This window comes from Halomonas gemina (assembly GCF_023554995.1).
Taxonomy (GTDB): Bacteria; Pseudomonadota; Gammaproteobacteria; order Pseudomonadales; family Halomonadaceae; genus Halomonas; species Halomonas gemina.
In genome coordinates this window covers 316,209-337,790 of sequence record NZ_JAMJPK010000002.1, presented here as the reverse complement: position 1 = coordinate 337,790, position 21,582 = coordinate 316,209, and the positions used below count along the sequence as shown (strand labels likewise).

Genomic DNA, 21,582 nt, shown 5'->3' with positions numbered 1-21,582 from the left:
TGCTTTGCCGGTGGACGACAATCCTCCATACTGTGATCTGAGTCATCATTCATGGAGGAGAGCATGCCTGACACCGCGACCGGCAGGCGCCGTTCACTGCTGAACGAGACCCGCTGCCAGACGTGCAGCCTGAGCTCGCTCTGCCTGCCCCTGGCGCTCGAGGTTCAGGACATGGACCAGTTCGACGCCATCATCCGCCGCCGGGCGCCGCTCAAGAAGGGCGAGTCGCTGTTCCGCCAGGGCAGCCCCTTCACCAGCGTCTTCGCGGTGCGCTCCGGCAGCCTCAAGCAGGTGACCACCGAGGGCAGCGGCGAAGATCAGCTGACCAATTTCTACCTGCCCAGCGAACTGGTGGGCCTCGACGGCATCGACGAGGAACGCTATCCCGGCACGGTCGTCGCCCTGGAGACCACCACGGTGTGCGAGATCCCCTTCGACCGTCTCGACGCCCTCTCCGAGTCGCTGCCCGAGCTCCGCGGCCAGCTCTACCGCAGCATGAGCAAGGAGATGCGCGACGACCGCCGCATGATGCGCCTGCTCTCGCGCAAGACCGCCGACCAGCGCCTGGCCACCTTCTTCACCAGCCTCTCCGACCGCTTCCGCCGCCGCGGCTACTCCCCCTTCAGCTTCCGGCTCTCCATGTCCCGGGCCGACATCGGCAACTACCTGGGCCTGGCCGTGGAGACCGTCAGCCGCATCCTGGGCCGTTTCCAGTCTCAGGGACTGGTCGCCGTCTCCGGCCGCGAGGTGAACATCCTCGACCTGGCGGCGCTGATCGAGGTGGCCGAGGAGGAAGGGGCAAAGTAGCGCCAAGCCGCCAAGCCAGAGACTGCCCACCCCCTCTGCCGTAATGCAAGAACCCCATCGTGCGAGTGCCCGATGGGGTTCCTTACCTCTTGTTCCTAGCCCCTTGCCGCAGCGTTATTCGTTGAGGATATCGATGCGGTCGGCCTGTAGCCGCGCCTGCTTCTCCTCGAGGCCAGCGAAGTCGAAGAGCTCGCGGTCGGCCAGCTGCGAGGGCGCCACGTTGGTGACCGCCTTGAACATGCTCTCGAGCCGGCCGGGATGGGTCCTCTCCCACTCGGCCAGCATCTCCTTGACCACCTGGCGCTGCAGGTTGGGCTGGGAGCCGCACAGGTTGCAGGGAATGATCGGGAACTCCATTCGCCGGGCGAACTCGGCGATATCCGCCTCCCGGCAGTAGGCCAGCGGGCGAATGACCATGTTGCGGCCATCGTCGGAGAGCAGCTTGGGCGGCATCGCCTTGAGGCTGCCGCCGAAGAACATGTTGAGGAACAGCGTCTCGAGGATGTCCTCGCGGTGGTGGCCCAGCGCCACCTTGGTGGCACCGATCTCCTCGGCGAAGCCGTAGAGCGAGCCGCGCCGCAGCCGCGAGCAGAGGGCACAGGTGGTCTTGCCCTCGGGGGTCTTCTCCTTGACCACCGAGTAGGTGTCACGCTCGAGGATATGGTACTCGACGCCGATCCCCTCCAGGTACTCGGGCAGCACGTGCTCGGGAAAGCCGGGCTGCTTCTGGTCGAGGTTCACCGCCACCAGCGAGAACGCCAGCGGGGCATTGCGCTGAAGGTTGCGCAGGATCTCCAGCAGGGTGTAGCTGTCCTTGCCTCCGGAGAGACAGACCATCACCCGGTCACCCTCATGGATCATCCCGTAGTCGATGATCGCGTTGCCCACCTGGCGACGCAGGCGCTTGTGCAGCTTGTTGAACTCGCGCTTGCCACTGGCCTCGAGGGTCGAGGCAGGCCCCGAGGGGGTCGGGGCATCGGCTGCTAGGGTGTCACGGGGGTCGAACATCAGGGCGTCTTGCATGGTCTCGGGCGCTGCCTGGGCGGCTGGAAATGACGGGCACCATCCTACCACCCTCGCCATGGCCAGGCGAAGCACCCCCGGAATCAGCAGAGCCGCTCCGCCAGCATGGGGCCTCGCGCCAGGCGCAGGTGGATCAGCGCCGTGGTGACGGCATCCCCCAGGGCGGTGTGTCGCCCCATGACCGGCACCCCCAGGCGCTCGGCCACCTGCTCGAAGCGCGGCCGGACATCCAGCTCGGGGTGGCTGCGACTCAGCTGCCGCTGGTAGGTCTGCGCCACATCGATGCCGGCATTGGGCAGATCGAAGCCGAAGAGGGGACGCAGGTAGCGGTTGAGCATCGCCAGGTCGAAGTCCAGGCACCAGCCGACCAGCGGGCGGTTGCCGACGAAGTCCAGGAACTGCGCCAGGGCCTCTTCGACGCCGGCCCCATCGGCCAGGTCGATGCCGCGCAGGCCGTGGATGCGGATCGAGTTGCCGGAGAGGCTTGCCGGCCTCGCCAGGCGCAGGTCCAGCGAATCGCTGGTCAGGACGCGGTCGCCGCGGATCCGCACCGCCGCCAGCGACACCAGCTCGGCGTGGCGGGTGTCGAGCCCGGTAGTCTCGCAGTCGATGGCGACCATCTCGTCCCCGGTGTAGGGGGAGAAGAGCCAGCCATAGTCGCCATGGGCCTGTCGTCGGCGATCGGCGGCGCGCCGCAGTGCCTTGAGCATGGATGAACCTCCTGTCGTGGTTGTCGTTCCCTGAGCGAGTACCCGTGATTCACGAGTACTCGAGGTGGAAGCGGTGCGACAGCCGCTGCTTGAAGTCCTTGACGATATGCAGGGCCTCGCGGAGCAGGTCCCGCTCCAGCGATGAGAGTTCCTGGACCACCACCCGGTCGGGCTCCTCGCCCCGCCCTTGCGGGTCATCGAGGCGCGCGAGCTGCTGGCGCAGCCGCAGTTCGGTGAACAGCGACAGGGCCTCCCCCAGGTCCTCGGCGAAGCGCTCCTCCAGGCGACCGTCGGCCACCAGCGCCTCGAGCCGGTCCAGGGTGGATGTCGCGGTGATGCGACGCTCCAGGGCCAGGGTGCGTACCCCGTGGACGATGGGAAAGATGCCGCCCTTCTTGATGTCGACGCCGTGCTGCGGCTTCTTCAGCGACCCGAAGAGGGTCAGCGGCGTGGAGAAGCGCAGCGCCGTCCGCGCGAAGTAGGAGAGCAGGATCTCGTCGCGGCTGCAGCGCTCGAAGAGCTCCTCGCGCAGCCGCTCGAGCAGCGCCGGGTTGCCGGCCACGGCGTGGGAATCGAGCATGATGGCCAGCCGCATCAGGCTCTCGCCATCCCGGCTGGCCGCCCACTGCGCGATGCGCCCGCGCCACTGGGTCTCGGTGCCGACCCACTCCGGGTTGGAGACCATGATGTTGCCCGGGCAGGGCGGATAGCCCAGCTCGATCAGCGTCTCGGTGAGGCGCTGCATCTGCTCGTGGCAGTCGGGCCACTCCAGGTCGTCGGCCAGGATCAGGCCGTTGTCCTGGTCGGTCTTGAGGATCTGCTCGCCGCGCCCTTCGCTGCCCATCACGATCAGGCAGCTGTCGGCGTGGTAGCGCTCGTCGATCAGAAAGCCCCAGGCCTTGTTCATGATGCGTCCGTTGAGGGCCGCCAGCAGCCCCATGGCGAAGCGCAGCTTGACGCCCTGGGCCATCAGCGCACGCACCAGCTCCGGGGTGCGGCGGCTGGCAGCGGACAGCGCCTCGAGGCTGTTGGCCTGCTCCACCTGCAGGCTGACCACATAGCTACGACTGGAGAAGTAGCTGAGCACGTCGGTGAGCTCTACCACCCCTACCGGGGCGCCATCCTCCATCACCACCACCCGCTCCACCTTGAAGCGGGTCATCTGCACCAGCACCTCGAACAGGTACTGGCCCGGCGTCGCCGTGACCAGCTGGAAGTGGGCAATTGCCTGCACCAGGCTCTGCTGGTCCAGCCCCTCGAGCACCAGCGCATTGAGCAGGTCGGTCTTGGTGACCATGCCCGGCCCGTCCTCGCCCTGCACCAGCAGGCTGTCGGCATGGCTATCGTTCAGGGTGTGGACCGCCTCGGCGATGCTGGTCGTACCCTCGACGAGCAGCGGGGCGCGCATGCATTCGCCGACCCGGGCGAGCATGAAGCCGGCCATGGTCACCCCGCCCTCCGCGCGGCGCTCGGTGAGCAGCCGGGTCTTCTGGGCCAGGCGCTGGCGGAAGAACTCGGAGAAGGCCGGATAGGCCTCGCAGAGCTGCTTGAACAGCCCCTTGGGCAACAGGTAGCAAAGGCACTCCTGCTCGGCCCGGAAACGATAGCGGCTCTTGCCATTGAGAATACTGATGGCCCCGAACAGATCACCGGCGGTGTAGAGGCCGATGCGCGACTGGGCGCCGGGCAGGGTCGGGTCGAGTTCGGCGACTTCGCCCTTGTGAATCAGGAACACGTACTCCCCGGGCTGGCCGGCATCGAGGATGATCTCGTCACGGTCGAAATAGGCCAGATCCATGCCGCTGCGTACGCGCTCCCGGCCCTCCTCGTCGAGGAAGGTGAAAGGCGGCTGTGAGAGTTCTACATCGACCATGGGGCCGTCCTCGTTGCGGGGTGATCACCACTCCGCGGGATAGGTTGAGCTTCCATTCCGGAGAGAATCCAAGATAGCAAAGTCGGGTTTCAGTAAATAACCTAGACAATCGTCCTATCCTGGCGACCTTAGACCATCGTCAAAGAACCTCCGGGGTCGCATATTAACCGTCCTGGATTTCAGGGCTATACCATCGTCCTATGATCTCACCCGCCCCTTCCCCAACCCGGCTTCACACCTATTATAAATAATTGATTATAAAGAATTTATAATAAAAAACTTCCATCGGTATCTTTTCATGATACGAAAGTATGGGATTCATTTTCGGCGATTGCTGCCCACTATTGCCCCTGAGCCATGCAGGACAATCCCGCGTCGACAATGCACCTCGACAAGGAGCGGGCAACCTGATGACAGGCTGGTCCAGGCTGCGCAGGCCAGGCTGGCTCCGTCGACACGACTGTCCTGATGAGTGACCTCAACGCTCTGGGCAACTTCCCAACCTGAACAACAAGTGGAGAGCAACACTATGGCAGACGACAAAGCCAATGCCGCTGCTTACTGGAAGGCGAACGTACGCCTGATCACGGGGTGCCTGATCGTCTGGGCCCTGGTGTCCTACGGCTTCGCCATCCTTCTTCGCCCGCTGCTGGCCGGCATTCCCGTCGGCGGGACGGACCTGGGCTTCTGGTTCGCCCAGCAGGGTTCGATCCTGACCTTCATCGGCATCATCTTCTTCTATGCATGGAAGATGAACCGTCTCGACAAACAGTTCGGACTCGGGGAGTAAGCCAGCATGAGTCAATTTGCCATCAACCTGCTGTTCGTAGGGGCCTCCTTCGCCCTCTACATCGGCATCGCGATCTGGGCCCGAGCGGGCTCGACCAAGGACTTCTATGTCGCCGGCGGCGGCGTGCATCCGGTCACCAACGGCATGGCAACGGCCGCCGACTGGATGTCCGCCGCTTCCTTCATCTCCATGGCCGGCCTGCTGGCCTCCGGGGGCTACGCCAACTCCACCTTCCTGATGGGCTGGACGGGTGGCTACGTCATCCTGGCCATGCTGCTGGCGCCCTACCTGCGCAAGTTCGGCAAGTTCACGGTGCCTGACTTCATCGGTGACCGCTTCTACAGCAACACCGCCCGCCTGGTCGCCGTGATCTGCCTGGTCGTCGCCTCCATCACCTACGTCATCGGCCAGATGACCGGTGCCGGCGTGGCCTTCTCGCGCTTCCTGGAAGTCTCCAATACCTGGGGCATCTGGATCGCGGCCTTCATCGTCTTCCTCTATGCGGTCTTCGGCGGCATGAAGGGCATCACCTACACCCAGGTAGCCCAGTACATCGTGCTGATCATCGCCTACACCATCCCCGCCGTGTTCATCTCCCTGGAGCTCACCGGCAACCCCATTCCGGGCCTGGGCCTGTTCAGCACCCACTCAGAATCCGGTGTGCCGCTGCTGGCGAAGCTGGATGACGTCATCAACGCGCTGGGCTTCCGCGACTACACGGCCGACGTCGACAACAAGCTCAACATGGTGCTCTTCACCCTGTCGCTGATGGTCGGTACCGCGGGCCTGCCCCACGTAATCATCCGCTTCTTCACCGTGCCGAAGGTGGCCGATGCCCGCTGGTCTGCCGGCTGGGCCCTGGTGTTCATCGCCCTGCTCTACCTGACCGCACCCGCGGTGGGTTCCATGGCGCGCCTCAACCTGATGACCACCGTCTATCCAGAGATGGCCGGCCAGGTCGAGAGCTACGAGGACGCCGCCACCAACCCCATCCTTTACGAGGATCGTCCCGAATGGGTCCGGACTTGGGAAGAGACCGGCCTGATCACTTACACGGACAAGAACGACGACGGCCGCATCCAGGTATACAACGACGCCAACGAGGAGTTCGCCGAGACCGCCGAAGAGCGCGGCTGGGCAGGCAGCGAACTGGTTGTCAACAACGACATCCTGGTACTCGCCAACCCGGAGATCGCCAACCTGCCGAGCTGGGTCATCGGCCTGATCGCCGCCGGTGGTATCGCCGCGGCACTCTCCACGGCCGCCGGTCTGCTGCTGGCCATCTCCTCGGCCATCAGCCATGACCTGATCAAGACCATGATCAACCCGAAGATCACCGAGAAGGGCGAGATGCTGGCGGCACGGATCTCCATGGCCGGGGCCATCCTGCTGGCGACCTACCTGGGCCTGAATCCTCCGGGCTTCGCGGCACAGACGGTGGCGCTGGCCTTCGGTATCGCCGGTGCCTCGCTGTTCCCGGTGCTGATGATGGGTATCTTCTCCAAGCGGGTGAACAACAAGGGCGCCGTGGCCGGCATGCTGACCGGTCTGGGCACTACCCTGCTCTACATCTTCACCTACCTGGGCTGGTTCTTCATTCCGGGAACTGAAATGCTGGCCAACACGCCAGACAACTGGATCCTGGGCATCTCGCCGCTCTCCTTCGGTGCGGTCGGCGCGATCTTCAACTTCGCCGTGGCCTTCGCCGTCTCCAGTGCGACCGAGGAGCCTCCGCAGGAGATCCAGGACCTGGTGGAAAGCGTCCGCTATCCCAAGGGTGCTGGTATCGCCACCGGGCACTGAGCCATAATGGCTTCCTGGCCCGGCTAGCCGGGCCAGACCAACCACTACCGATCGGGCTTCCTCAGGGAAGCCCGATCGCTTTCAAGGACGCAAGAATCATGATATGGCACCTGATAGCAGCGGTCTTCGCCGGCCTCGGCGCCGCGGGGATCGGCCTGATCCTGCGCCTGGCCAGCGGCAAGCGACTGCCGCGCTGGATCATCCCGGTGTGCGGTGGCCTGGGTATGCTCGGCTACCAGATCCAGACCGAATACACCTGGTTCGAGCACAAGCAGCAGCAGCTGCCCGACTCGGCCGAGGTGGTCTCCGTGGAGAAGGGCCAGATGTTCTGGCGTCCCTGGACCTTCGCCTTCCCCATGACCACGGCCTTCACCATCGTCGATCACGACAACCTGGCGGTAAGCAAGGGCGAAGACGGTCGCCTGGTCGAGTTCATCCTCTACCGCTTCGAGAAGGCGTATGTGGACCAGATAAGCCACCAGGCCTACCTGATGAACTGCGCGACCCGGGAAATGCTGCCCCTGGAGGGCGAATCCCGCGCTCCCCGTACCGAGCAGATGCGCCGCTTCGAGGATTCCAGCCCGCTCTACCAGGCCCTGTGCACGGAGGCCTGACCCAGCACCACTCGGTGCCGGCTGCCCCGACAGCCGGCCTTGCCCTAGAATGGTCGCATCCGGAAGGGAGACGCGTGCATGTTCGCTGGCTGGCTGCTGATCGCCGTTTCACTGCTCTACATCGCCGTGCTGTTCGCCATCGCCTGGCGGGGCGATCGCCGTGCCCGGGAACACGGGGCGAGCCGTCGCCGCCCGGTGATCTACAGCCTGGCCCTGGCCATCTACTGCACCTCCTGGACCTTCCACGGCGCCGTGGGCCAGGCGGCCACGGCGGGGTGGTCATTCGCCAGCATCTTCGTCGGGCCGATCCTCACCCTGCTGCTGTTCTGGCCGGTGCTGGCCAAGATGATCCGCGTCGCCAAGCACCAGAACGTCACCTCCATCGCCGACTTCATCGCCTCGCGCTACGGCAAGACCCAGTCGCTGGCCGCCTTCGCCAGCCTGGTGGCGCTGATCGGCACCCTGCCCTATATCGCCCTGCAGCTGAAGGCGGTCTCCACCTCCTTCAGCGTGATCACCGATGCCGGCGACATCACCCAGGCGCCACTGTTCGGCGACACGGCCTTCTATGTGGCGATGGTGATGGCGGCCTTCGCCATCCTCTTCGGCACCCGCCACACCGATGCCACCGAGCACCACGAGGGCCTGATCCACGCCGTGGCCTTCGAGTCGCTGGTTAAGCTGCTGGCCTTCCTGGCCCTCGGGGCCTACGTCACCTGGGGCATGTTCGACGGCCTGGGCGACCTGCTGGGCCGCGCCGAGACCCAGCTCGAGCTGCAGCGCCAGCTGGCCGACCAGGACTTCGGCCAGAGCTTCTGGGCCCAGACCCTGCTGGCCATGCTGGCCATCCTCTGCCTGCCCCGACAGTTCCACGTGGCGGTGGTCGAGAACATCCACCGCGACGACGCCACCAAGGCCCGCTGGCTGTTCCCGCTCTACCTGCTGGCCTTCGCCTTCTTCGTCATTCCCCTCGCGGCGGCCGGCCTGACCATCTTCGCCGACAGCGGCATCGAGCCGGACACCTATGTGCTGGCCCTGCCCATGGCCGCGGGCAACGAATGGCTGACGCTGCTGACCTTCATCGGCGGGTTCTCGGCGGCCACCGGCATGGTGATCGTGGCCGCGGTGGCGGTCTCGATCATGATCTCCAACGAGATCGTCATCCCCGCCCTGTTCCGCCTGCGCTGGTTCGATACCAAGCCGCGCGACTACGGTCGCCTGGTGCTGCGGGCGCGGCGCATCACCATCGCCGCGATCCTGGCCATGGCCTACGGCTTCTACCAGCTGATCGGCGAGTTCAGCTCGCTGGCCAACACCGGCATGCTCTCCTTCGCCGCCGCGGCCCAGTTCGCCCCGGCACTGATCGGCGGCCTCTACTGGAAGCGCGGCAACCGCCTCGGGGTGATCACCGGCATGAATGCCGGCTTCGCCATCTGGGCCTACAGCCTGCTGATGCCGACCCTGATCGGTGCCGGCGTGCTGCCGGGGAGCTGGCTCGACGGCGGCCCGCTGGGCATCGCCTGGCTGGCCCCCACCTCGCTGTTCGGCCTCAACGTCGGCGACAGCTTCACCCATGGCGTGATGCTCTCGCTGGGCGTGAACCTGTTCTGCTACATCTTCGTCTCCCAGATGACTCCCCAGCGGGTCGTCGAGCGTATCCAGGCCTCGTTGTTCGTCGACAGCGTCGAGACCCGCCAGACCTCAGTGAACCGCCCCTGGACCGGTGCCACCACCGTGGGCGACCTCAAGGTGCTCTGCGAACGCTTCCTGGGTGCCGGCCAGGTGAGCCGCGCCTTCGAGGACTATGCGCGGCGCACCGGCAAGCCACTGGAGAACAACACCCGCGCCTCCATCGACGTGATCCAGTTCACCGAGCGCTTCCTGGCCTCGGTGCTCGGCGCCTCCTCGGCGCGGATCGTGGTCAACTCGGCCCTCCAGGGGCGCGGCATCGGCATCTCGGACGTGATCTCCATCGTCGACGAGGCCTCCCAGGTGCTGGAGTTCAACCGCGCCCTGCTGCAGGCCACCATCGAGAACATCAACCAGGGCATCAGCGTGGTCGACCAGAACCTGCGCCTGGTGGTGTGGAACCAGCGCTACCTGGAGCTGTTCCGCTTCCCCGACCACCTGATCCGCGTCGGCGCCCCGATGGACAAAATCTTCCGCTACAACGCCCACAACGGCGAATACGGCCCCGGCGATCCCGAGGAGCACGTGCGGCTGCTGATCGACAACATCCGCGAGGGCCACCCCCATCGCTACGTGCGCTACCGCCAGGACGGCAGCGTGCTGGAGGTGCAGGGCAATCCCATGCCGGGGGGCGGTTTCGTCTACACCTACCAGGACATCACCCAGCAGAAGCGCATCGAGGAAGCGCTGATCCGCTCCGAGAACAACATCCGCATCTACACCGACAACGTGCCGGCGCTGATCGCCTACTTCGACAAGGAGTGCCGCTACCTCTTCACCAACCGCGCCTACGAGCAGGCCTTCGGCATCGACCGTAACGCGGTGATCGGCAAGCGCGTGGAAGAGGTGATGGACCCCGGCATGGCCCGCGAGCGGGCGCCATGGATCGAGCGTGCCCTGGCCGGCGAGCGGGTCAACTTCGAGGTCTCGCTGCCCATCGGCGATGAACGCCGCTACATGCTGGTCACCTACACCCCGCACTTCGGCGACAGCGGGGCAATACTGGGCTTCTTCGCCCTCTACCAGGACATCACCGAGCGGCGCCTGGCCGAGATCGCCCTCAAGGAGACCAACGAGACCCTGGAGGAGCGGGTGCGCGAGCGCACCCAGGCCCTCTCCGAGGCCAACGCGGCCCTGCGCCAGGAGAACCGGGTGCGCGCCGAGGCCGAGCTCGCCCTGCGCCAGGCCAAGCAGCTGGCCGAGGATGCCAACGCCTCCAAGACGCGCTTCCTGGCGGCCGCCAGCCACGACCTGCTGCAGCCGCTCAATGCCGCCCGGCTGTTCACCTCGGCCCTCGCCCAGGAGATGGCGGCCGAGGACATGAAGCGCACCATCGGCCATATCGACAACTCGCTGCAGGCCGCCGAGGAGTTGCTCGGTACCCTGCTCGATATCTCCAAGCTGGATGCCGGCGCCCTCACCCCGCGGCGCAGCCACTTCGCCCTGGCCGACATCATCCAGCCGCTGCGCGCCGAGTTCGAGGTGATGGCCGAGGAGCGTGGCCTGGACCTGGTGGTGGTGCCGACCCGCCAGTGGGTCGACAGCGATCCGCAGATGCTGCGCCGGATCATCCAGAACTTCCTCTCCAATGCCATCCGCTACACCCAGGCCGGCCGGGTGCTGCTGGGCTGCCGCCGCCATGGCGAGCGCATCACCATCGAGGTCTGGGACTCGGGCCCGGGGATCCCCGAAGCCAAGCAGCTCGAGATCTTCCAGGAGTTCCGGCGCCTCGACCAGGCCACGCGGCACAAGGAGAGCGAGAAGGGCCTGGGCCTGGGCCTCTCCATCGCCGACCGCATGGCCCGGGTGCTCGACCACCCCATCCGGGTGCGTTCGAAGGAGGGCCTGGGCACCATGTTCTCGGTCAGTGTGCCGGTGGTCGCGCCCCGCACCGCGACCCAGCAGGCCGAGGACGCCATCCCGAAGCGCGCCGTCAACAAGCTCACCGGCACCCGGATCGTCTGCATCGACAACGAGTCGCTGATCCTCGAGGGCATGAAGGCGATGCTCTCGGGCTGGGGCTGCGAGGTGTTCACGGCCACCACCATCGGCGGTGCCAAGTCGGTGCTGCGCCACCTGGACGGCGACCCGGACGCGATCCTGGCGGACTACCACCTGGACAACGAGGTCACCGGGCTGATGGCCCTGGAAGCGCTCGGCGAGCGGCTGGAAGGCGCGGTGCCCGGCATCGTGATCACCGCCGACCGCACCGAGGAGGTGGCCGAGGAGGTCAGGCGCGCCGGCTACCAGCTGCTGCTCAAGCCGGTGCGCCCCGCCGCCCTGCGCGCCCTGCTGACCCGCACCCTGCAGGCCAGCCGGGCGGCGCAGTAGTCGCGGTACCGTACCACCAAGCGCTATGGGCAAAGTGCTACGAGGGGCGCTGGGGGCAAGCCGAAGAGGAGGTCCTGGTATGGATTGACCTGTCAAGGGTTCGGTAGCGTACAGGGAAGTATTCACAGCGCCTCCTCGATGGTCCGACACTTCGGGGCTTGCCGCCAGATCAGCCCCGAGTGGCTCGGCCATCTGCCCTAGCCATTTGAAAAGGCACCAACGCAGAAAACCCACCATCAGGTGGGTTTTTGTATTTCCTTGAAGCTTGCGCCTTGGGGCTTGTAGCTCGGCGCTACGACTCCACCTTCGGCGGTTCGACCTCGAGCTTCTGGGCGGCGATCACCGCCTGGGTGCGGGAGTGCACGCCGAGCTTGCGCAGGATGGCGGTGACATGCGCCTTGATGGTGGCCTCGGAGACGCTCAGCTCGTAGGCAATCTGCTTGTTGAGCAGCCCCTCGGTGAGCATGTTGAGCACCCGGAACTGCTGGGGCGTCAGCGAGGCGATGGCCTCGGCGAACTTGGTCTCCTCCTCATTGGCCTCGCCCAGGGCCGCGGCCATCTCGGCCGGCAACCAAACCTCGCCATCGAGGATCTCGCCCACCGCCTCGGCGATCAGCGCCAGCGACGAGGACTTGGGGATGAAGCCCGAGGCGCCGTAGTCGATGGCGCGGCGCACCACATGGATCTCGTCACTGCCCGAGACCACCGCCACCGGGATGTCGGGCGTCTGTCCGCGCAGCTGGATCAGACCCGAGAAGCCGTGGGCACCGGGCATGTGCAGGTCCAGCAGGATCAGGTCGGCATCGGGATGACGGGTGACCACCTCGGTGGTGGCCTCCATGGTGTCGGATTCGACGATCTCGGCCTGGGGCGCCAGCTGACGCAGGGCCTGGGTCAGGGCCGCACGGAACAGCGGATGGTCATCGGCAACGATGAATTTCTGGGCAAAGGCCATGGATCTTCCTCCGGTTCCTCGAGCAGCGGACCGCCAGCCGCCACGCTGGGCTCTACAGTTGTTATCCGCATGTTACCCCATGGCCGCGGCGATTCCCAAGGGCTCTCGGGGTATTGTCGACATTCCTCTGTCTACCCATGAAGAAGCCGGCCCCGAGGGACCGGCTTGGCATGTCATGAGGCGGCAGGCGATGGACACCTGCCGCCGGACGGGCAGTGACCTCAGCGGTTGACGCGATGCTCGATCAGTTCGTCGACCACCGACGGGTCCGCCAGGGTGCTGGTGTCGCCCAGGCCATCACACTCATTGGCGGCGATCTTGCGCAGGATGCGGCGCATGATCTTGCCCGAGCGGGTCTTGGGCAGGCCCGGCGCCCACTGGATGACGTCGGGCGAGGCGATCGGGCCGATGTCCTTGCGCACCCACTTCGTCAGCTCCTTCTTGAGCTCGTCGCTCTCCTCGAAGCCGTCGGCCAGGGTCACGTAGATGTAGATGCCCTGCCCCTTGATGTCGTGGGGGAAGCCGACCACGGCCGCCTCGGCCACGGCCTCGTGGGCCACCAGGGAGGACTCGATCTCGGCGGTGCCCATGCGGTGGCCGGAGACGTTGAGCACGTCATCGACGCGGCCGGTGATCCAGTAGTAGCCATCCTCGTCGCGACGGCAGCCGTCACCGGTGAAGTACACACCCTTGAACGCCGAGAAGTAGGTCTGCACGAAGCGCTCGTGGTCACCCCAGATGGAGCGCGCCTGGCCCGGCCAGGAGTCCTGGATCACCAGGTTGCCCTCGGCGGCACCCTTGAGCTCGTTGCCCTCGTTGTCGACCAGTGCCGGCACCACGCCGAAGAACGGCAGGGTGGCAGAGCCCGGCTTGAGATCGGTGGCACCGGGCAGCGGGGCGATCATGATGCCGCCGGTCTCGGTCTGCCACCAGGTGTCGACGATGGGGCACTTCCCGTTGCCGATCACTTGATGGAACCATTCCCATGCCTGGGGATTGATGGGTTCGCCCACCGAGCCGAGCACTCGCAGGCTGTCACGCTTGCTGGAGTCCATGACGTTGTCGCCATGGGCCATCAGGGCACGCACCGCGGTGGGCGCGGTATAGAGGATGTTGACGTTGTGCTTGTCGACGATCTCGCCCATGCGGCCGTGGGTAGGGTAGCTGGGCACCCCCTCGAACATCAGGGTGGTGCCGCCGTTGGCCAGCGGACCATAGACGATGTAGCTGTGGCCGGTGACCCAGCCCACGTCGGCGGTGCACCAGTAGACCTCGCCCTCCTGGTAGTCGAAGACGTACTGGTGGGTCATGGCGGCATGCAGCAGGTAGCCGCCGGTGGTGTGCTTCAGCCCCTTGGGCGCACCGGTGGAGCCGGAGGTGTAGAGGATGAACAGCGGATCCTCGGCCCCCATCTCCTCGGCCGGGCAGTCGGTGGACTGCTTGGCGACGATGTCGTCGTACCAGACGTCGCGCCCGTCCTTCCAGTCGATCTCGCCGCCGGTGCGCTTGACCACCAGTACCTTCTCGCACACTTCGGTGCCGTCGCGGGTCAGAGCGGCATCGACGTTGTCCTTGAGCGGCACCTGCTTGCCGCCGCGCACGGACTCGTCGGCGGTGATGATCAGCTTGGACTTGGCGCCGATCACGCGCTGGGCGAGGGCGTCCGGGGAGAAGCCACCGAACACCACCGAGTGCACGGCACCGATGCGGGCACAGGCGAGCATCGCCATGGCGGCCTCGGGAATCATCGGCATGTAGAGCGTCACCACGTCGCCCTTGCCGACGCCCATCTCCTTAAGGCCGTTGGCCAGCTGACAGGTCTGATCAAAGAGCTCGCGGTAGGTGAGCGTCTTGTCATCCTTGGGGTCATCGCCCTCCCAGATGATCGCCGGCTGGTCGCCGCGCGTCTCGAGATGGCGGTCGAGGCAGTTGACGCTGGCGTTCAGGGTGCCGTCCTCGAACCAGCGGATATCCACGTTGTGCGAGTCGAAGGAAGTGTGCTTGATCTTGGTCGGCGCCTTGAACCAGTCGAGGCGCTTGGCCTGCTCGCCCCAGAATCCCTTGGGGTCGTCAACCGACTGCTGATACATGGCCTCATAGGTGGCCTTGTCGGCGTGGGCCTTGGCGGCAAACTCGTCGCTTACCGGATAGACTTTCTGCTGCTCGGTCATGGATATGCCTCTGTCCAGGGGGGATGGACCCTCCAGGTGGATGTTGCCGGCCGCAGGATGGCGGGACGGGCCGGCCCCATAAAACCTGCTCACAGCATATACGTCAGCACGTGGCCTTCCCTTTAGACATTGGTAGAAACATTTTTCTTATTAATAACAATGATTTACAAGAGAGTTCAGGAAGCGAAACGGCCGAGATAGACCAAGGTCTCAGCGCAGTGCCGGCACCGATACCCTCGCCCCCGGCGGGCCAGGGCATGCCGCCGGGCAGTGAAGCCGTGTTCTCGGCAACCGCAGCGATAGCGGAAGGGCGCCGGACTCGCACGGCCGGTATCGAAGCGGTGGGTGGTTCGGGACTCCAGGCCGAAGAGGTGGCGCATCACGGTCTGCCACTCGCGGCCGTGGGGTCGCGCCCGGTGACCATCCTCCAGGTGATGCACCAGCCAGTGGGCCATTTCGTGGGGCACCACCTCGACCAGGAAGGCGAGGCGATTCTCCTCCAGCAGCACCGGATTGAAACGTAGCCCGCCGCGACCGAAGTGCGCCTGGCCGGCGCACTTGCCACGCAGGTCCAGCCAGACCACCGGGCGCGGCAGCCCTGGGTGCAGCTCGTGACACAGCCGCCAGGCCGCCTCGACCCGCGCGATGAGCGTGCGGTGCAGGGCGGCCCGGTCGAGGGCATCGAGCCGGGTGGGGTCGGGGTCGGGAAGCGCGGGTATGGCCATGGGATGCTAGAATGGCGCCTTCGTGACGAGGCGTAAAGCCTTCCCCATGTCCACGACTTCCCTGCGAGAGCCGTCATGTCCGATGCCGAAACGCCCCTCCCCCAGCCGCTGCTCGAGGACGAGGAGCTCGACCTGCTCGACGACTTCCTCGACTCCGAGCGGGTCGACGCCGACGCCCTGGACCTTGTCGGCGCCCACGGCTTCCTGGTGGCCCTGGCCGTGGCGCCGCGCGACACGCCCGCGGCGGCCTGGGTCGCCGAACTGTTTCATGGCGAACCGGCCTTCGCGGATGACGCCGAGCGCGAGACCATCCTGGGGCTGCTCGAGCGGCTCAGGCACAACGCCATCGAGGTACTGGAGGCGGGCGGCCTCCCGGAGCTGCCCTTCGAGCTCGAGCTCGGCGACAGCGCCCCGGAGGAGACGCCGATCGGCGACTGGTGCGCCGGCTTCATGGAGGGGGTCTTCCTCGACGAAACCGCCTGGTTCGCCGACGACGAGGAGGCCGCGGCGACCCTGCTGCTGCCCTTCATGCTGCTCTCCGGACTCTTCGACGACGAGCCCGACATGGCGGAGCTGGCCGGGGATGCGACGCGGCTCAAGGGCCTCGTCACCCAGCTGCCGGAACTGGTGCTGGATCTCTACCTGCACTATCGCGTGCCCCCGGAGACGCCCAAGCCCAAGCCGCGCCGCAAGCATCCCGCAGGACGCGGCAAGGGCCGGCGGTAGGCGGCCAAGCGGCCAAGCGGCCAAGCGGCCAAGCGGCCAAGCGGCCAAGCGGCCAAGCGGCCAAGCGGCCAACGAGACGATCTCAAGGGGACAAGGCGTCAAGGAGTATCTATTCAGGCTTCTTGTCGGCTCTGCGCTCGTAGCTTGGCGCTACCTTAGCCTCGTCAGCATGCCGTCCAGGATCCCGTAGAGCCACTCGCGGAAACGCTGCAGGCGTGGCCGCCGCGACCAGGCCTCGGGGTCGATCTCGGTACTCGACGCGAAGTTGCGCTCGAACAGCCCGGCGACCTCGGCAGCGAAGCGGGGGTCATCGACTTCCTGGTTGGCCTCAAGGTTCCACTGCAGGCTCCAGTGGTCGAAGTTGCACGAACCGAGGCTGACCCACTCATCGGCCAGCGAGAACTTGGCATGAATGAAGGTGGGCTGGAACTCGAAGATGCGCACCCCCGCCCGCAGCAGGCGACCATAGAAGCGCTGGCCCGCATAGCGCACGCCGGGATGGTCGTGGAGCTCGCCCGGCAGCAGCAGGCGCACGTCGACGCCGCGCCGGGCCGCCCGGGCCAGGCGCATGCGCAGGGTGAAGGTGGGCACGAAGTAGGGGGTACAGATCCACAGCCGCTGTTCAGCCGTCGAGACCCGATGATGCAGCGAGTGGCGGATCGCCTGATAGCGGTAGCCCTGCCCCCAGACCACGCGACCGCGCATGCCGCGGAAGCCCTCGCGAGGACGCGCCGCGAGCGCCAGCCCCCGCACCAGCGAGGCCCTGCCCGGCCCGCGACTCATAGGGGAGTCCCAGAGCCGGCAGAACAGCCGCACCCAGTCGGCCACCACCGGCCCCTCGATGCGCATCGCCACCTCGTACCAGGCATCCAGGAACTCGTCCACCGCGCCGAAGCCGCCGGTGAAGGCCTCGGCACCGTCGACCACCACCAGCTTGCGGTGGTCCCGGGTCAGGTTGCGCACCAGCGACTGCATCCCCAGGGGATTGAAGAAGCGCAGCGCCACGCCCCCCTCCTCGAGGCGCTGGCGGTCGACGGTGGCGAGCCCCATGGCCCCGTAGCCGTCGAGCAGCAGCATCACCGACACCCCGCGCTCGGCGGCGCGCACCAGCGCCCCGATCAGTGCGGTGGCGAGCCGGCCGGATTCCATCAGGTAGAGCTCGATCAGCACGGAGTGGCGCGCCTGGTCGACGGCCTCGAACATCGTCGGCAGAAAGCGGGCCGCCTCGGGAAGCAGTTCGAAGTGATTGCCGTCTCGCCACATGCCGTGCATGGCACCGTCCCTGTCACAGTCCGTTACAGCATTGACGCATGTTTGCCGGCCCGGGAAAAGCCCGGCCCCCTGACCGCCGGGAGACGTGCCGCTATACTGACGGCTCACCCCCGGGCACAGGCGACAGGATGGGCCTTGCACGCATGCTGGCCGGCGCGCTGCGCGCGCCGCTCGAGCGACTGATGGCCCGCTGGGCCCGGATCCGGCTGATCGAGCCCGACCCCGAGGCGCTCCTCCTCGAGCCGACCCTCCCGACCCTCTATGTGCTGCCGCATCCGGCGCTCTCCGACACTCTGCTGCTGGCCTCGCTGGCCCGTGCCCATGGCCTGCCGCCGGCCGGCGGCAGGCGCACCATCGGCGCAGTCACCCTGCCCGCCAGCACGGCGCTGCCCGCTCCGGGCCGGCGCCTGTGGCGACGCACCAGGCGACCAGCGCCGCCCTTCCTGTCGCTGATCGAGCAGTGCCGCCAGGACCCCGCCCGGGACGTCCAGCTGGTGCCGGTGAGCATTTTCTGGGGGCGTGCCCCGGGCAAGCGCTTCGGTTTCTGGCAGCTGCTCGCCGCCGACAGCTGGCAGCTCACCGGGCGGCTTCGCCGCCTGCTCTCGGTAGTGGTCAACGGCAAGGACGTGGAGGTCCATCTCGGCACCCCACTCAGGCTCAGCGACCTGCTCGACGCGCGCGAGGCCGACCTCACCAATCGCAAGATCGCCAGGCTGCTGCGAGTGCACTTTCGCCGGCTGCGCACCCGGGTGCTGGGGCCGGACCTCTCCCATCGGCGCACCCTGATCGAGGGTGTCGCGGCGAGCCCCGAGGTGCGCCGCGTCATCCGCGAGGTAGCGACCGCCGAGCAGCGCTCGGCGGCGCGAATCGAGGGCCGGGCCCGCCGCTACGGTCGCGAGATCGCCTCGAACATGACCTACCCGGTGCTGCGCTTCATGGACGGCCTGCTGCGGCGTCTCTGGAACCGCCTCTACGACGGCGTGGCAGTACACGGCCTGGAACGGGTCAAGGCCATCGCCGGCGATCACACCCTGGTCTACGTCCCCTGCCATCGCAGTCACATCGACTACCTGCTGCTCTCCTACGTGCTCTATCGCGACGGCCTGATGCCCCCGCACATCGCCGCCGGACGCAACCTCGACATGCCGCTGGTCGGCCCGCTGCTGCGGCGCGGCGGGGCCTTCTTCATGCGCCGCAGCTTCCGCGACAATCGCCTCTATGCCACGGTCTTCAACGAGTACCTGCACCGCCTGATCGCCCGCGGCCACCCGCTGGAGTACTTCATCGAGGGAGGACGTTCGCGCAGCGGCCGCATGCTGCCCGCCCGGCCCGGCATGCTCTCGATGACCCTGCGCTCCTACCTGCGCAGTGCCCGCGGGGGCAGCCAGCCGCTGGTCTTCGTGCCGGTCTACATCGGCTACGAGCGCATCCTCGAGAGCGGCAGCTACCAGCATGAGCTGCATGGTGGCAGGAAGCGCAAGGAGAGCCCATGGGGACTGCTGCGGGTGCTCGGCCGGCTGCGCCAGTCCTTCGGGCAGGTCACCGTGAACATCGGCGAGCCTCTGTCACTCTCGACCTTCCTGGACGCGGAGGTGCCCGGCTGGCGAAAACAGCTCGACGACCCGCGCCCACCCTGGCTCGCCCGGGCCGTGCCCCGCCTGGGCGAGTGCCTCTCGTGGCGCATCAATGCGGCCGCCGCCCTCAACCCGGTCAACCTGGTGGCCCTGGTGCTGCTGGCCACCCCCCACCATGCCATCGAGGCCAGCCTGCTCAAGCGCCAGCTGGCGCTGCTGGTGGCCCTGCAGCAACGCCTGCCGGGAGGCCGCCACGCCAGCCTGCCGGATGGCACGCCCGACGCCTGGCTCGAGCGGGTGCTCGCCCTGGGGATGATCCAGCGCCGACCGCACCCGCTGGGCGACATCATCGTCGCCGACGGCCGCCAGGCCGGCCTGCTGGGCTGGTACCGCAACAACGTGCTGCACCTCTTCGCGCTCGCCGGGCTCACCGCCTTCGCCTTTCGCCACCAGGCCCGCCACGATCTGGAGGACCTGGAGGCCCTGCTCGCGCCCGGCTGGCCGATCCTCACCCGGGAGCTGATGCTCTCCCCCCCGGCCTCGCTGCGCGAGGACCTGACCAGGATGCTCGACGCGCTGGTCGAAGCGGGGCTGCTGGAAGCGGACGACGAGGGTTGGCGACGTCCCCGGGAGTCACTTGAGGCCGGGGAGCAGCTGCGCATGCTCGGGGGCCTGATGCAGCCGTCGCTCGAGCGCGGCTACCTGCTGCTGTCGGTGCTGCTGAGCGAGCCAGCGGGGCACTTCACGGCCGACGAGCTGACCGCACGCAGCCGCGAGCTCGCCGAGCGGCTGGCACTGCTCTCGGGGCTGGATGCACCGGAGTTCTTCGATACCCGGCTGTTCTCCGGCCTGGTGGAGAGCCTGGAAGCCCAGGGATGGCTTTACACCGAGGCGGGCCGACTGATGTTCGATGACCGCCTGCGCGAGGCGGCCCAGCGAAGCCGTGCGCTGTTCGACCCGGGGCTGCGCCACCGGCTGCAGCTGGTCAGTCGCCCGGGCGAGGGTTGAGGTCAGGCCTCCAGGCGGCGGTGGACATAGAGGTCATAGCGACTGGTCCTGTCCTCGATGACATGGCGGGGCGACGGCCCCTCGATGGGCGGCGCCTTGCGCGGCCGCTTGACCACCACCCGATGGGTCGCCACGTCCAGTGCCGCCTCCAGCAGTCGCGGGGCATCCGGGTCATCGCCGGCCAGGGTGCGGAAGAGCCGCATCTCCTTCTTGACCAGCGCGGACTTGTCGCGGTGGGGAAACATGGGATCGAGGTGGACCACCTGGGGCGCCACGGCGCCGCTCGCCACCAGCGCCTCGAGCCCACGGCTCGCGTCGCCGTGGACGAGTGCCATGCGCGCGGCGATCGCGCCGATCTCGGGATCGAGCCGCGCCCGGGCCAGGCCATCCTCCAGCAGCGCGAAGATCGCCGCGACCCGCTCGATCAGCAGCACCTCGGCGCCCAGGCTCGCCAGCACGAAGGCGTCGCGCCCGAGCCCCGCGGTGGCATCCACCACCGAGGGAGTGACGCCCCTGGCCAGGCCACAGGCGCGGGCCACCAGTTGGCCCCGCCCGCCGCCGAAGCGACGCCGATGGGCAGCACGCCCGGCGACGAAGTCCACCGCCAGCGGATGGCCGTAGCGCCTCGGATCGCCGGCCAGTACCAGGCGGTCGTCCCGGTGGACCAGCAGCAGCTCGGCCTCGCCCTCCCCGGCCCGGGGCAGGCCGAGGCGCGCCGCGAGTTCCGGGTCCGCCACCCCCACCGGCACGGCAGGGCTCATCGGCTCTTCTGCCAGGCGACCCGGTCGCGCAGGTAGACCGGCTGGACCTCGTGGGCCGGGCGGCCCTCGCCGCGGGCCAGGGCCTCCACGGCGAGCAGCGCCATGTCGGCGGCATCGGGCTCGGGCTCGCTCAAACAGAGCCCCATGCCGGCCTGCACCTCGGCGGGCATCTGGTCCCACAGGGCCCAGCCGGAGCCGATGCCGACCCAGTCATGGTCGTCATGGCCGGCGGGCAGCCGCAGCCGCGCCGGTGGCATCACGGCCTCCTCGGCAAGCGCCACCGGCGCGCCATCGCTGCACTGCCAGGCCGCCACGTAGATCTCGCCCATGCGGGCATCCAGGGCGGTGATCAGCCAGCGGTAGTGGTGGCGACGATGGGCCCCGAGGGCCAGCGCCTCGAGGGTCGAGACACCGACCAGCGGGCGGTCGAGGCCGAAGGCGAGCCCCTGGGCAGCACCCGCGGCGATGCGCAGGCCGGTGAAGGAGCCCGGTCCCCTGCCATAGGCCACGGCGTCCAGCGCCGAGGCCGGCAGGCCGGCCTCGGCGAGCACCTCGTCGACCATCGGCAGCAGCCGCCGGGTGTGCTCCCGCGGGGTCAGGGCAAAGCGGGTGATCAGTTCGTCGTCGAGGCCCTCGCGGCGGCGCAGCAGGGCGGCGGAACAGGCGCTCGAGGAGGCATCCAGGGCCAGCAGGATCGGCATGGGCAAGAGGTCGCGGCGGGAAATGTCGGGGCATTATACGCGCGCCACC

16 protein-coding genes are annotated in these 21,582 nt (G+C 67.4%); 7 read left to right on the top strand and 9 right to left on the bottom strand.

What is annotated here, in order from left to right:
- Positions 1 to 63: 63 nt before the first annotated feature.
- A complete protein-coding gene (gene fnr, locus M8009_RS05570) occupies positions 64 to 807 on the top strand; it encodes a fumarate/nitrate reduction transcriptional regulator Fnr (protein ID WP_250059791.1) in 744 nt (247 codons plus the stop codon).
- A gap of 114 nt (positions 808 to 921) precedes the next feature.
- On the opposite strand, the gene ttcA is transcribed toward fnr, so the two are convergent.
- The 3 genes from ttcA to M8009_RS05555 all read right to left on the bottom strand — a co-directional run bounded on the left by ttcA (position 922) and on the right by M8009_RS05555 (position 4,413).
- A complete protein-coding gene (gene ttcA, locus M8009_RS05565) occupies positions 922 to 1,830 on the bottom strand; it encodes a tRNA 2-thiocytidine(32) synthetase TtcA (RefSeq protein ID WP_430886891.1) in 909 nt (302 codons plus the stop codon).
- Between the two features lie 83 nt (positions 1,831 to 1,913).
- Entirely contained in the window at positions 1,914 to 2,540 is a 627-nt protein-coding gene (locus tag M8009_RS05560) for a 3'-5' exonuclease (RefSeq protein WP_250059788.1), read from the bottom strand.
- 49 nt (positions 2,541 to 2,589) lie between these two features.
- Positions 2,590 to 4,413, bottom strand: a complete 1,824-nt coding sequence (locus M8009_RS05555; RefSeq protein ID WP_250059787.1) for a putative nucleotidyltransferase substrate binding domain-containing protein — start codon at positions 4,411 to 4,413, stop codon at positions 2,590 to 2,592.
- A 529-nt stretch (positions 4,414 to 4,942) separates the two neighbouring features.
- Here M8009_RS05555 and M8009_RS05550 point away from each other — a divergent pair.
- From M8009_RS05550 to M8009_RS05535, 4 genes are all read left to right on the top strand, one after another.
- Positions 4,943 to 5,203 carry a DUF4212 domain-containing protein gene (locus tag M8009_RS05550; RefSeq protein WP_040185430.1) on the top strand — a complete coding sequence of 87 codons (261 nt, stop codon included), beginning with the start codon at positions 4,943 to 4,945 and terminating at the stop codon, positions 5,201 to 5,203.
- 6 nt (positions 5,204 to 5,209) lie between these two features.
- Entirely contained in the window at positions 5,210 to 7,006 is a 1,797-nt protein-coding gene (locus M8009_RS05545; protein WP_250059786.1) for a sodium:solute symporter family protein, read from the top strand.
- 98 nt (positions 7,007 to 7,104) lie between these two features.
- Positions 7,105 to 7,620, top strand: coding sequence for a hypothetical protein (locus M8009_RS05540; protein ID WP_250059785.1), 516 nt, complete (start codon positions 7,105 to 7,107; stop codon positions 7,618 to 7,620).
- A gap of 78 nt (positions 7,621 to 7,698) precedes the next feature.
- Positions 7,699 to 11,640, top strand: a complete 3,942-nt coding sequence (locus tag M8009_RS05535; protein WP_250059784.1) for a hybrid sensor histidine kinase/response regulator — start codon at positions 7,699 to 7,701, stop codon at positions 11,638 to 11,640.
- Between the two features lie 292 nt (positions 11,641 to 11,932).
- Here the strand turns inward: M8009_RS05535 and M8009_RS05530 are convergent, their stop codons facing one another.
- From M8009_RS05530 to M8009_RS05520, 3 genes are all read right to left on the bottom strand, one after another.
- Positions 11,933 to 12,595 carry a LuxR C-terminal-related transcriptional regulator gene (locus tag M8009_RS05530; protein WP_250059783.1) on the bottom strand — a complete coding sequence of 221 codons (663 nt, stop codon included), beginning with the start codon at positions 12,593 to 12,595 and terminating at the stop codon, positions 11,933 to 11,935.
- A gap of 221 nt (positions 12,596 to 12,816) precedes the next feature.
- On the bottom strand, positions 12,817 to 14,766 hold the full coding sequence (gene acs / locus M8009_RS05525) for an acetate--CoA ligase (protein WP_250059782.1): 1,950 nt from the start codon (positions 14,764 to 14,766) through the stop codon (positions 12,817 to 12,819).
- A gap of 176 nt (positions 14,767 to 14,942) precedes the next feature.
- Entirely contained in the window at positions 14,943 to 15,491 is a 549-nt protein-coding gene (locus M8009_RS05520) for a SprT family zinc-dependent metalloprotease (RefSeq protein WP_250059781.1), read from the bottom strand.
- 75 nt (positions 15,492 to 15,566) lie between these two features.
- Here M8009_RS05520 and M8009_RS05515 point away from each other — a divergent pair, with 75 nt between their 5' ends.
- Positions 15,567 to 16,217, top strand: a complete 651-nt coding sequence (locus tag M8009_RS05515; protein WP_250059779.1) for a YecA/YgfB family protein — start codon at positions 15,567 to 15,569, stop codon at positions 16,215 to 16,217.
- Positions 16,218 to 16,367: 150 nt separating this feature from the next.
- On the opposite strand, the gene M8009_RS05510 is transcribed toward M8009_RS05515, so the two are convergent.
- On the bottom strand, positions 16,368 to 17,489 hold the full coding sequence (locus tag M8009_RS05510) for a phospholipase D-like domain-containing protein (protein WP_250059777.1): 1,122 nt from the start codon (positions 17,487 to 17,489) through the stop codon (positions 16,368 to 16,370).
- Positions 17,490 to 17,617: 128 nt separating this feature from the next.
- Between M8009_RS05510 and plsB the strand changes: the two genes are divergently transcribed.
- Positions 17,618 to 20,071, top strand: a complete 2,454-nt coding sequence (gene plsB, locus M8009_RS05505) for a glycerol-3-phosphate 1-O-acyltransferase PlsB (protein ID WP_250059776.1) — start codon at positions 17,618 to 17,620, stop codon at positions 20,069 to 20,071.
- Positions 20,072 to 20,073: 2 nt separating this feature from the next.
- Here the strand turns inward: plsB and M8009_RS05500 are convergent, their stop codons facing one another.
- Together M8009_RS05500 and tsaB are read right to left on the bottom strand one after the other, a co-directional pair.
- Positions 20,074 to 20,832 (bottom strand): class I SAM-dependent methyltransferase, encoded by a 759-nt coding sequence (locus M8009_RS05500; protein ID WP_250059774.1) that lies wholly within the window; start codon positions 20,830 to 20,832, stop codon positions 20,074 to 20,076.
- The gene (tsaB, locus tag M8009_RS05495; RefSeq protein WP_250059773.1) at positions 20,829 to 21,533 is read right to left on the bottom strand and encodes a tRNA (adenosine(37)-N6)-threonylcarbamoyltransferase complex dimerization subunit type 1 TsaB; all 705 of its coding nucleotides are present in this window, start codon (positions 21,531 to 21,533) and stop codon (positions 20,829 to 20,831) included. The genes M8009_RS05500 and tsaB overlap by 4 nt, the downstream gene beginning before the upstream one ends.
- Between the last annotated feature and the right edge of the window lie 49 nt (positions 21,534 to 21,582).